At 54.0% G+C, this 12,034-nt stretch carries 11 protein-coding genes; 5 read left to right on the top strand and 6 right to left on the bottom strand.

Going from position 1 to position 12,034, the window contains the following annotated elements; all coding sequences use genetic code 11:
• Positions 1 to 159: 159 nt before the first annotated feature.
• On the bottom strand, positions 160 to 1,179 hold the full coding sequence (locus ACW44H_RS06810) for a helix-turn-helix domain-containing protein (RefSeq protein WP_457507973.1): 1,020 nt from the start codon (positions 1,177 to 1,179) through the stop codon (positions 160 to 162).
• A gap of 201 nt (positions 1,180 to 1,380) precedes the next feature.
• Between ACW44H_RS06810 and ACW44H_RS06815 the strand changes: the two genes are divergently transcribed.
• Positions 1,381 to 3,540, top strand: coding sequence for a TonB-dependent siderophore receptor (locus ACW44H_RS06815; RefSeq protein WP_457507975.1), 2,160 nt, complete (start codon positions 1,381 to 1,383; stop codon positions 3,538 to 3,540).
• 106 nt (positions 3,541 to 3,646) lie between these two features.
• The gene (locus tag ACW44H_RS06820; RefSeq protein WP_457507977.1) at positions 3,647 to 4,504 is read left to right on the top strand and encodes an alpha/beta hydrolase; all 858 of its coding nucleotides are present in this window, start codon (positions 3,647 to 3,649) and stop codon (positions 4,502 to 4,504) included.
• Between the two features lie 6 nt (positions 4,505 to 4,510).
• Here the strand turns inward: ACW44H_RS06820 and epmB are convergent, their stop codons facing one another.
• Positions 4,511 to 5,533: an EF-P beta-lysylation protein EpmB gene (gene epmB / locus ACW44H_RS06825; protein WP_457507979.1), complete on the bottom strand. Its 1,023-nt coding sequence runs from the start codon at positions 5,531 to 5,533 to the stop codon at positions 4,511 to 4,513.
• A gap of 121 nt (positions 5,534 to 5,654) precedes the next feature.
• Here epmB and efp point away from each other — a divergent pair, with 121 nt between their 5' ends.
• On the top strand, positions 5,655 to 6,221 hold the full coding sequence (gene efp / locus ACW44H_RS06830; RefSeq protein WP_113268226.1) for an elongation factor P: 567 nt from the start codon (positions 5,655 to 5,657) through the stop codon (positions 6,219 to 6,221).
• Between the two features lie 73 nt (positions 6,222 to 6,294).
• Positions 6,295 to 7,275 carry an EF-P lysine aminoacylase EpmA gene (gene epmA, locus ACW44H_RS06835; protein WP_457507981.1) on the top strand — a complete coding sequence of 327 codons (981 nt, stop codon included), beginning with the start codon at positions 6,295 to 6,297 and terminating at the stop codon, positions 7,273 to 7,275.
• 22 nt (positions 7,276 to 7,297) lie between these two features.
• Here the strand turns inward: epmA and asd are convergent, their stop codons facing one another.
• Genes asd through rsgA form a run of 3 tightly spaced genes read right to left on the bottom strand, consistent with a single transcriptional unit; the run spans position 7,298 to position 10,022 of the window.
• Complete coding sequence (gene asd, locus ACW44H_RS06840) at positions 7,298 to 8,131, bottom strand: archaetidylserine decarboxylase (protein WP_457507983.1); 834 nt, start codon at positions 8,129 to 8,131, stop codon at positions 7,298 to 7,300.
• A 10-nt stretch (positions 8,132 to 8,141) separates the two neighbouring features.
• The gene (locus ACW44H_RS06845; protein ID WP_457507985.1) at positions 8,142 to 8,984 is read right to left on the bottom strand and encodes a sulfurtransferase; all 843 of its coding nucleotides are present in this window, start codon (positions 8,982 to 8,984) and stop codon (positions 8,142 to 8,144) included.
• Between the two features lie 18 nt (positions 8,985 to 9,002).
• Positions 9,003 to 10,022, bottom strand: coding sequence for a small ribosomal subunit biogenesis GTPase RsgA (rsgA, locus tag ACW44H_RS06850; protein WP_457507987.1), 1,020 nt, complete (start codon positions 10,020 to 10,022; stop codon positions 9,003 to 9,005).
• Between the two features lie 194 nt (positions 10,023 to 10,216).
• On the opposite strand from rsgA, the gene orn reads away from it, so the two are divergent.
• Positions 10,217 to 10,810, top strand: coding sequence for an oligoribonuclease (orn, locus tag ACW44H_RS06855; RefSeq protein WP_457507989.1), 594 nt, complete (start codon positions 10,217 to 10,219; stop codon positions 10,808 to 10,810).
• A gap of 5 nt (positions 10,811 to 10,815) precedes the next feature.
• On the opposite strand, the gene queG is transcribed toward orn, so the two are convergent.
• The gene (gene queG, locus ACW44H_RS06860; RefSeq protein ID WP_457507991.1) at positions 10,816 to 11,943 is read right to left on the bottom strand and encodes a tRNA epoxyqueuosine(34) reductase QueG; all 1,128 of its coding nucleotides are present in this window, start codon (positions 11,941 to 11,943) and stop codon (positions 10,816 to 10,818) included.
• Between the last annotated feature and the right edge of the window lie 91 nt (positions 11,944 to 12,034).

A 12,034-nucleotide genomic window follows, 5' to 3' on the forward strand; every position in this document is an offset into this window, starting at 1 on the left:
CGTTAGCAGAAATTGATACTTTTTCGACTTTAGTGCAATTTTATTTAAGTTTATGATATTTATTGATTTCGTCATGCGGATTTAATCTTTTCTAAGAACTGCTCACCTTGACTACGATCTTTTATAACGGGCTTTTATAGCAGGCTTTTATAACGATGTTTATAACGAGGCATCCAGTGCTTTATTGATCACTATTTTTTGGCAAGGAATAAAGGTAGATGCTTTTTGGTGATCGCTGGGCCGGGTGCCAAACTCGCGTTTGAAAGCGGTAGCAAAGTTGGTGGCGCTGGTATAGCCAGCCAGTGCCGCCGCCGTTTCGATACTCATCGCCTCGCGTGCCATGGCGTCTCGGGCCAGCGAAAGATGATGGCGGCGTAAAAAACTGCCTAAGGCCTCGCCATGTTGGTGGTGAAAGCGACGCTGAAGGTTGCTCAAACTCATGCCTAATTGGTGAGCCAGCTCTGCCTGTTTCACTCCTCTTGCTTGGCCGCTATCTACCATACTCATTAATCGAGCCAGACGGCGGTCGGGGCTAGGGGGAGAAGTGAGCATGGCGGGAGAAGGATACGCGCCAGCCAGCGCTTCACCGGCCAGCGCCATGGCAAATCCCACCAGCTGCAGCCGGTAAGCAGGGTGGCCAATATCGGTAGGTTGCAGCGTGAACAGCCGTGAGGCCAATGCTAATAAACCCGCTGAGGGCAACCAGTAGGCTGCCTGCGGGGCATCATGCGAGGCTGTCATGACTGCTTGATAGCCATGACGAGCAGCCCACGCTGGTGACAGGCTTAGCGTTAGCGTGCGTTCATAATCGCCTGCTTGTCCACGGCGCTCAAAATTAGTTGCCGAGGGGAGCGTAACCAATAAGCCAGTGTGGGTGGCCTGTGGTCCTAAGGAGGCCTCAAAATCGCCATAGCGCACGTGAGCATTGCCTGCGATCACGAGGGCGATCTTAATTCCTTCAGGAAGCACCGCCTGACTTGTTAGTCCAAATCGATCCTGAATATCCGCCAATCGTAGCTGCATCCCCGGCTCAAGTTCACTTACCCACATGCGGCCTGTCAGCAGCGCTGAGCGATGGTCCCAAGAGGGCGCGTCCAAGCGTTGTCGCTTGACGAGCGAAGCCGAAAGTTGCTGTAAGTCGGTAGCGCTGATTTCCGGCTGGTGTGAAGGTCCTCCCATCTAACCCTTCTATTATCAAGGTTTATTAAACATCTTGGCATGCTGGCTGTTATCGCGTTTTGCCGTATTTGCAAAGCAAATTGCGGTGTTTGCAAAGGCATGTCGTGAAACCGGATGCCATAATGCGCTGCCACTGATTTTATTGCAATGGATTCTCATTCGCAAACCGAGGTGGTTACAGAGACATTAAGGGGAAGCAGCATGGCATCAAGAGAGAAGCGTCATTATCGTTCAGCCGCAGCCATTGGCAGCACGGCCGTCATACTCAGTTTCGCTCCTAACGTATTGGCTCAGGCCGTCGAAGAAGCAACGCGACTGGACACCGTTACGGTCCAAGGCAATCGTCTTTATGAAATGCTGCCTTCTGAAGTAACGGGCGGGTACAGCGCCGATGCCGCCACCGTGGGCACTAAAACGCCTGCGTCACTGCGTGATATTCCTCAATCAGTGAGCGTGGTGACGCGTGAAGCCATTGAAGATCAAAACTTTACCACACTTGATCAACTGGGCCGTCGAACGCCGGGCATGCGTGTGCTTTCCAATGATAATGGCCGGTCTTCCATATACGCACGCGGCTATGAATATGACCAGGTCAGTATCGACGGTCTTCCCGCGCCCATGACCAGTATTACGGGCTCGGTGCCGACGTTATTTGCCTTCGACCGTGTTGAGATCATGCGCGGACCGTCGGGCCTGTTTGATAGCACCAGCGAGATGGGTGGCATCGTAAACCTGGTGCGTAAACGTCCCACTCGTGATTTTCAAGGCCATGTGACTGGCAGCCTGGGCAGCGATCACCAGCGCGCAGGCCAAGTGGATCTGTCTGGGCCTCTAGATGCAAACGGGCGTGTACGTGGGCGACTGGTGATTGACCATACAGAGCATGGGCAGTTTGTGGATAATAACGATAATGACCAGAACGACCTCTATGCTGCCGTGGATATAGACCTGGATGATGCCACCATGCTAGGGCTTGGTTATATTCACAATACCAAGGATATCACGGTAAATAACGGCCACCCGGTCGGCAGCCGGGGCGAACTGCTTTATGGGGCGCGCTCGGATTTCTACGGCGCTGACTGGAACGACTTCAACAGCCACTCTAACGACTGGATTGCGGAGCTAACCCATCGCTTTGATACCGCCGGATTTGGACGTGTGGCCGCGCGTTACTCGAACCGTAACGCCGATTATAACTACGCGTTTGGTGGCAGTGCGCTGAATGCCAACGATACGCTTGCCGTGGCGGGCACGGGCAGCGTGATCGATCAGCAATCCCTCGCGGTGGATGCAAGCTATAGTCAGCCGTTTTCGGCCTTTGGTAATGTCAGCGAGTTCGTCGTGGGCAGTGACTACAAGCGCTTTGATACCGAAATGGAAGCGGGGCGCTCGCGTAACGTTGCTGGCGGGCGCGTGACGCTTGATGAGCTCAACTCGCTCGCCTATGTCGATATTTTGGATACCGCGCGTAGCAGCGGCCGTGGCTACTCTTATGACGATACCACTCTTGAAGAGACGGGTATTTACGGCAAGCTGACCCTGCGTCCTCTTCAGCCACTGGCGCTGATCGCTGGTGGCCGGGTTAGCCATTACGACGTGGATTACAGCGATCTAGCGACAGAGACCCAACAAAACCGTAGCGACACCAAAGTGACGCCATACGCCGGTTTGGTCTTCGATCTGGACGATCACCACTCGCTCTATGCTAGCTACTCGCAGGTATTCAAGCCTCAGACTGCTTACGACGCTGACGGTGATTTACTTGATCCTCGGGAAGGGGATCAGTACGAAGCGGGCGTTAAGGGTAGTTATATGGGCGGTGATTTGAACGCGCGTATTAGCGCCTTCAGGCTCTACGATAAAAACCGCGCGGCCGCTCCTGCAGATACAGGTGCCAGCTACGTCGAAGCAGTCGGTAAAATGCGCATTCAAGGTGCTGAATTCGAGATTAACGGAAGCATCACCGATCAGTGGGATATTATTGCCGGCTACACCTATCTGGATACTAACGTGGAGCGCAGCTCATCGGATCGCGAAGACGGTATCTTTCTACTGATGCCCCATAACGTTGTTAATCTATGGACGCAGTACGACTTCGCTGGCGATACCTTGGGCGGCTTACGCATAGGCGGCGGCGTTACCGCCATGAGCGATTTCGAGTCCAGCAGCGGGGTCGAGGCGCCAGGCTATGCGGTGGTCGATGCCATGATCGGCTATGACTTTACGTCGCAGCTCAGTGGTCAGCTCAACATCAATAACCTGCTGGATCACGATTACTATAACCGGGTAGGCGGCGTGAATACCTTCAACATGCCGGGGGCCCCGGCCAATGTGGTGGCATCGCTACGCTATGACTTCTGAGGGTTTGATAAAGCGCCACGGGCAACCGTGGCGCGTTTTGCGTTTGCAAACGGCGTGTCGACAGCTGCAGTACTGGCTGCTTCTCCTCGTGTGCTGGGTGCCATCCATGGCTTATAGTTCGATACCCGGGGAGGTCAGCTTGCCTGGGACCCTGGAATTTTCGCTGGTATCGCCGACAACCGGTCAGGACTATTTAATACAGGTATCTATTCCCGATTCGCCACCGCCCGAAACTGGCTACTCGGTCATGTATCTATTGGATGGCAATGCCCGGTTTGCCCTTGTTCAGGCAGCCCGCGATACGCTGACCCGCCAAGGGCCGGACGGCGAAAGTGATGCGCTGATGATCGTGGCGGTTGGCTACCCGGACACCGAACGCTTCAACAAGGAGCGTCGTGTTGAAGACTTTACCCCTTTGCTGCCTACTGGCAATGTGGCGGAAAACGACTTTCAACAGCGTCCCCATGGTGGCGCTGATCGCTTTCTTAGCTTTATAGAAGGCCACCTAAAGCCGGAAATTAATCGACGCTTTGCTATCAATACTGAGCAAGAAGCGATCTTCGGACACTCGTTAGGTGGTTTGTTCGTACTGCACGCGTTACTCACCCAGCCATCAAGTTTTGATCGCTATATAGCCATCAGCCCATCGCTTTGGTGGTACGGTGAAAGGCCGCTAGCGTCGTTAGCCCAGCAAACCTCATCGCTAGCTGCCATACCCAGTGGCACTCGCCTACTGATAGGGGTGGGCGAGCTTGAGCAACCCGCCAGCGGCGATGTTGTGACGCCCCGCGATCGGCGGATGCAGGCCAGAGCCATGGTGGATAATGCCCAGAGCGTTGCCGAGTGGCTCAGCACTCAGCAACGTAACCTGGAGGTTGGTTTTACCCTCTTTCCTGGCGAAACCCACGGTAGCGTCATGTGGCCCGCCACCCGTCAGGCGATTGAATTTTTGGGCGCTGAGTAAGCAGTTTTAAAGCGGGGTTTTGCTCTCTTTGCCAGGAATTTCCCGCACCAAGCGGGGCATTAAGAACCCCGGTAAATGATCGCGCAGCTGGGCTACCAACGCGCGAGCTTCACTGTCGGGCACATCAAAATGGGCAGCGCCCTGAACGGGGTCTAGCACATGCAGGTAGTAGGGCAGAATACCCGCTTCAAATAGCCGTTCAGAAAGCGCGGCTAGGATCCCGGCACTGTCGTTCACATTGCGCAGCAACACACTCTGGTTGAGTAGCGTCGCGCCTGCTTGCTTTAGGCGTTGGCAAGCATCTATCACCGCCTGGTCAATTTCATTGGCGTGATTGATATGCAGTACAACGACTTTTTGTAAGCGGGTTTTGTTTAGCCAGCCGAGCAGCGCGTCATCCACCCGGTCAGGAATCACCACGGGTAAGCGAGTATGAATGCGTAGCCGTTTGAGGTGGGGGATGCTTTCCAGCTGATCGACCAGCCAGGCAAGCTGCCGATCGCTAGCCGCCAGCGGGTCCCCGCCGGAGAGAATCGCCTCGTGAATAGTTGTGTCGTTGCGTAAGTAATCGAGCGCTTCCTGCCACTGCGACCGGGAAGGTGAGTTATCGCTATACGGAAAATGACGACGAAAACAGTAGCGGCAGTTGATCGCGCAGGCGGGGCTTGCAATCAATAGCACGCGATTGGCGTATTTATGAATGAGCCCTTTAGCGGGACGATGGTCGGCCTCTTCCAACGGATCCGTTACATACCCAGGCGATGTTTGTGTTTCATCGCCGGTGGGCAGCACCTGGAGAAGCAGAGGATCCTGCGGGTCATTTGGTACAATGCGCGCTAAATAAGCGTCGGGCACGCAAATATCAAATAGCCGATGTCCAGCGTGAGCACCAGGCAGCCATTGGCTGCTTAAACCTAGACGCTTGCACAGGGTGACGGGGTCGCGGATCGCCTGGGAAAGCTGCTGCTGCCATGAGGTAGGTACCTGGGCAGAAACGTGCTTACCAGTGATAATAATGTTCTCCTGCAAAAAAGCCCTCCTTCGGGTTATCATGCGCGCACTTAGCAATGACGCTATCGATGGCGAAGCGCAGATTCGCCATCATAGATTTATACAGACTATAGATTTAAACAGACTATTGAGAGGCAGTATGGCGAACTATTCTACCAACGAATTCAAAGGCGGTTTGAAAGTAATGCTCGACGGCGATCCCTGCTCGATCGTTGAGAACGAGCTGGTCAAGCCTGGCAAGGGACAGGCATTTAACCGCGTTAAGCTGCGTAACTTGATGACTGGCCGTGTGGGTGAGCGTACCTTCAAATCCGGTGACTCGTTGGAAGGCGCCGATGTCATGGATTTGGAAATGGAATACCTCTATAACGATGGTGATATGTGGCATTTCATGAAGACGGATGGCTCCTTCGAGCAATACGCAGTGGAAAAGAAAGCCTTGGGTGATACCGAGAAATGGCTAAAGGAGCAGGTGCCTTATACCATTACGTTATGGAACGACAAGGCGATTTCCGTCACTCCGCCTAATTTCATTGAGCTGGAAGTCGTTGAAACTGACCCAGGTTTGAAAGGCGATACGGCACAAGGCGGCTCTAAGCCAGCAACGCTCTCATCCGGTGCTGTTGTGCGCGTACCGTTGTTTATCAATCAGGGCGAAGTATTGAAAATTGATACGCGCAGCGGCGAGTACGTCTCCCGCGCTTAATAGCTTTATAAGCTATTGTATAATTTAATAGCCACGCATTGTGCGTGGCTTTTATTTTGTCTAAGGAGTAGTGATGGCCATTGATTGGCAACCTTCAGCTTCTATTGAAACGCTGCGCGAACGGGCGCGATTAATGGCAAAAGTACGGGCATTTTTTGCCCAGCGTGACGTGCTGGAAGTGGAAACGCCGGTGCTGGGACAGGGGGGCAGTACGGATATCCACTTGGTGTCGCTCCACACGCTGGCGCGCACCGATAAAGGCCAGCGCAGGCTATGGCTGCAAACATCTCCCGAATATCATATGAAACGGTTGCTGGCTGCCGGTAGCGGCCCCATTTTTCAGCTCGCTCGAAGTTTTCGCGATGGTGAAATAGGGGGGCGCCATAATATCGAGTTCACCATGCTGGAGTGGTACCGGCCGCAATTTACGTTGAATAAACTGATTGAAGAGAGCACTACCCTGATTATGTCGCTGCTCCCCAGTTATCCTGGCCCTGTCGTGCAGCATCGCTATCGGGAGCTATTTCATACTCACCTAGAGATTGATCCTTTTACCTCTTCATTGGAAACGTTACGGGCGTTAGCTGCCGAGCGGACACAAATGCCTGCTCACGCCTTAGCCGGTGAAGGACGTAATACCTGTCTTGACCTGCTGATGGGCATGGTCATTGAACCTTTGCTTGGCCAGTATGAGTTAAGCGTCGTGATCGATTATCCCGCGAGCCAAGCGGCCCTGGCACAACGCCACCAAGATGGTGATGGTGAGTGGGTCGCTTCTCGCTTCGAGATATACCTGAAGGGTCTTGAACTGGCCAATGGCTACCAAGAATTAACCGATGCATCTGAACAGCGAGCTCGGTTTGCAGAAGATAATGCAGAACGTCGTCGCCTAGGCTTGCCCGAAGTCGATATTGATGAGCGCCTGCTGGCGGCACTTGAGCATGGCATGCCTGAAGGCGCTGGGGTTGCGCTGGGAATAGACCGCCTTATTCAACTGACGTTGGGGAAAGCACGCCTGCAAGACGTGCTCGCGTTTGCGACGCCGAATTGTTAGCTCGAACTGCTAACTCGAACTGCTAAATAGCGCCTAGCGACTCTCCCATGCTAACCATCTTTCCAGGGGGGATCTCGTTGAAATTAACCGGTTTGGTAAAACAGGTGACCACGGTTGACCCCAGCATAAAACGGCCCATTTCAGCGCCTTTTTCTAGCGTGATGGGTTGGCCGAACCGCATGCGCTGCGGGTTGCCCGCAAGCGGCGTTACCTGTCCTGACCAGACGGTTTCAATGGCCGCTACAATCATTGCGCCGACTAACACCATAGCCATTGGTCCGTATTCGGTATCAAAGATACACACCAAGCGCTCATTGCGGGCAAATAAACCCGGCACATAGTTAGCCGTTGCTTGGTTTACCGAGAAGAGCCGGCCCGGCACATAGATCATTTCCCTGAGCGTGCCGGTCACTGGCATATGTACGCGATGATAATCCCGCGGAGAGAGGTAAACGGTGGCGAAACTGCCACCTAGAAACTCTTCAGCAAGGGCTGTATCGCCGCCAAGTAATGTTTGTGCGGAGTAAGTGTGCCCTTTGGCCTGCACCAGTTGGCCGGCCTGTAAGCGTCCATATTGAGAGAGCGTGCCATCGGCGGGGCTTAATATGCCCTCGCCCAGGGGCCGTGCATCGGCTTTTAAAGCGCGAGTGAAAAAGTGATTGAACGTTGCATAGGCAGTAGGATCGGGCTCCAGTGCTTGGCTCATATCCACATTAAAATGTTTGATAAACGCTTTAATCAGGGTGTTTTTCACCCACGGGTTTTCGCACCGGCCAAATTTGCCGGTTAGGCGTGAAATGGCATGTTGCGGCAGAGGATGCTGAAGTAGCGAAAAAGCTTTTTGGGAAAAATTCACAGTAATGTCTTCATTTCTCAATCGGAGTGTCTTCGCGGTTGCCCCATTCGCCCCAGGAGCCCGCATAGCCACGTATATTAAAGCCAAGTGCTTTGCCAACCAGCCAGGTAAAGCTGCTGCGGTGATGGCTTTGGCAGTGTGTAGCAATTTCCATATCCGGCGTTAGGCCTAAGGCACTCAATTCGGTGATGAGTTCGGCATAATCGCGAATGCGCAGCGCTCGGTTGCGATCCATGGCGTGGAGCCAATCCATATTGACCGCACCAGGAATATGGCCCAAATGCTTGTTATTTCCGCGTACACCATCGTACTCATCTTTGGAGCGCGCATCCCATACCGCAAACTGCCTATCGTCGAGTTTCTCTTTGATTTCGTCGCAGGTAATTAGCGCTTTGGGATTGAGAATCTCAGCGTGATAGTCGCTTGGGGCAGGGGCGGTGGGTTCGCTGCTTTCTTCAAAACCCGCATCCCGCCACGCGTGAATGCCACCGTTTAAGTACGAGTAGCGCGTATGGCCGATCAGGTCTAAGGTCCACAGCAGGCGTGCCGCCCAGCCGCCACCTTCATCATCGTAAGCCACTACATGGGTGTCTCGGGTTAGACCCAGAGCACTAAACAGCCGCGACAATGCCTCAACGCTGGGAACATCGCTAGGTACTGGCCCTTCGCCGCGCATCAAATAGCGAAAGTCGAGAAAAATAGCGCCGGGCACATGCCCCTGGCGATAACTGTCACCGTTGGCAGGTACATCAATAATGAGTAGCTGTGGATTATCTAAATGCTCCTGCAGCTGTTCTGGTTCAATTATTAGCGGTAAAAGATTAGATTCGGACGATTGGCTTTCGGTGCTCATGGGTAACTCCTGTGTACGTTAGCCATCCAAGCTATCAAGAATGCGTCGATAGCTGGCAAAGCGCGCTGGATGAATCTTGCCTGCCTCGACCGCTGCGAGTAAAGCACAGCCTGGTTCATTACGGTGACGGCAGTCGCGAAAACGGCAATGACCAATATAGTCATGAAACTCAATAAAGCCGTCCGTCACTTCCTGCTCATTGAGATGAACCAGGCCAAATTCACGTATACCCGGCGAATCAATTAAGTCGCCATCGGCAACCTCAGCACGGCTCATGGTATAGAGACGTGCCGTGGTGGTGGTGTGGGTGCCTTTGCGAGAGTCTTCCGACAGCGCACCAATGCGCAGGTTTTCATCCGGTAACAGCAAATCAATCAGCGATGATTTGCCAACACCGCTTTGCCCGACAAACACTGAGGTTCGCCCTTCAAGTTGGCCGCGCAACTCATCCAGCCCTGACGTTGTCGCAATGGTGGTGCGTATCACGGGATAGCCCAAGGCACTGTAGCGCTCGAGTAGTTTACCCAGCTCGCCGCCATCTTCCGGGAGTAGATCGGTTTTGTTGAGCACCAACACCGGCGCAATGCCGGTGGCTTCGGCGGCGACCAAGTAGCGATCAATTAGATTGGCGTGGGGAGCGGGTTCCACTGCAAACACGATCAGTAGCTGGTCAATATTGGCCGCTACCGGTTTGAGTAGGCCGCGAGCGTCGGGGCGTTTAAGCACGCTATCGCGCTCTTCACGGGCCACCACTACGCCAGAGCCTTCTTGCCCTGCGCGCCATATCACTCTGTCGCCGGTGACTAGGCCGTCCAGATTGGCGCGTAAGTGACAGCGTACCGGTTCATTTTCGCTGTTGCGTACCTCTAAAGTACGCCCAAAGTGAGCAACGACGCGGCCCGGCTGTTCGGCACCGTATTCGCCCGCGGCGAGTTTCTCAGCATCCTGTACATCGCGCTTTTCAGCGCGCTGGGCACGTTCTGCCTGGACTTTCTCGACTCGCCACTGCTGCTGGCGACTTAATTTACGTTTGCTCATGGCCACCTGATGCTCGGTACAATAGGCGCTATTGTACCTATCAAAGATGCCATTGTACTTATCCTTGTACTTATCATTGTACTTATCAAAGATGCCATCGGTTATTCAAGCAGGCCTTTAGGGGCTGCTTGGCGGTGGCATTTAAGGCACACTTACATGACATTAATAGCCACTAAGGCGAAAGGATGATGGTAATGAGCAACAATATAACGGGGTCAGCAACGCCACGCAGTGATCTGCTAGTCTGGATCGATCTGGAAATGACGGGGCTGGATCCCAATAAAGAGCGCATCATTGAGGTGGCCACGCTCATTACCGATGCAGATTTGAATGTCGTGGCGGAAGGGCCTGTCATTGCGGTGAAACAACCCGATAGCCTGCTGGCACAGATGGACGATTGGAACCAGAAAACGCACGGCGAATCAGGCTTAGTGGCGCGGGTGAAAGCAAGCCAAGTGGAAACTGCCGAGGCCGAGCAGCAGACTCTGGCGTTTCTGCAGCAGTACGCGGTGGCGGGTTCGTCGCCGATGTGTGGTAACAGCATTCACCAGGATCGGCGCTTTCTAGAGCGCGAGATGCCTGCACTGCTCAATTTTTTCCACTACCGCAATCTCGATGTTTCCACCTTGAAAGAGGTAGCCAAACGCTGGAACCCAGGCGCTTTGGCGGGCTTTAATAAGCGAAATGTGCACTTGGCGATGGAGGATATTAAAGAGTCGATTGCCGAGTTGGCTCATTACCGCAATACGTTTTTGCGCGTTGATCAGCGCAGCGACGAAGAAGAGTAAAGCGATTAAGTCATATCAGTGGCAATGCGATCACCGCGCTTGAGCTGTTGTTCTTCAAGCGCCCAGGAGACGTGTTCACGCACCAATGTGCTTGGGTAGGCTCTGCGCGCCCATAGTGCGGCTTCCACGGCCTGGCTCCAGGGTGCGTTCCCGAGGCCAATAGCGATGTTGCGTAGCCAACGCTCATAGCCTATGCGCCGGATAGGGCTGCCTGCGGTTTTATCGAGAAACTCTGCCTCGCCCCAGGCAAACAGGCTTATGAGTGTGGTGCGGTCCAGATCATGGCGCGGTGCAAAATCATCTTCCTGGGTGATGCGGGTAAAGCGAGTGAAAGGGCAGACCAGTTGGCAATCGTCGCAGCCATAAATACGGTTACCCATGGCGCGACGGAGCTCAACCGGAATCGCGTCATGCAGTTCGATGGTGAGATACGAAATACATTTGCGCGAGTCGACCACTTTGTCGTCAACGATGGCGCCGGTGGGGCAGGCGGTGCGGCAAGCACTGCAACTGCCACAGTGCTCTTGCTCAAACGGCGCGTCGATAGGCAAGGGAAGGTCGGTATACAGTTCACCCAGAAAAAACAGCGAGCCCGCTTTGGGGTTAAGCAGCATGGCGTTTTTACCGAACCAGCCGAGCCCGGCTTTTTGGGCCAGGGCGCGCTCCATCACCGGCGCTGAGTCAACAAAAGCGCGATAACCAAAACGGCCGACTGCCTGTTCGATTTTTTTTGCCAGCAGAGCTAACCGTTTGCGCATTAGCTTGTGATAATCGCGTCCCAGGGCGTAGCGCGACACATAAGCGCGGCTGGGCTGGCCGAGCACCTTGGTGCTTTCCACCTCGGCGGGCAGGTAATCCATGCGCACGCTGATAATGCGTTGCGTGCCGGGCTCTAGCTCTGCAGGTCGGGTGCGCTTGGTGCCATGCTTAGCCATAAAGCCCATCTCACCGTGGTAGCCGTTTTCCAGCCATGCGTCGAGATGGGCTTCATGGGTCGATAGTTCAGTATCGGTGATACCTACCTGCTGAAAGCCCAGCTCTCGCCCCCAGGTTTTTACCAGGTCGGCAAGATGAGCAAGCTTTTCATTCGTCAATGCATCGTTGGAACGTGCAAAGGCAGTGGAATCCGGCATGGTTTTTCAAACAAGTCAGGCAAATGGATAGTTAGCCAAAGAGTCGGTCAACAGCAAGGCGTTAAGCGCGCTATGCTAACGCATTGTCAGC

The organism is Vreelandella sulfidaeris Esulfide1, assembly GCF_054072535.1.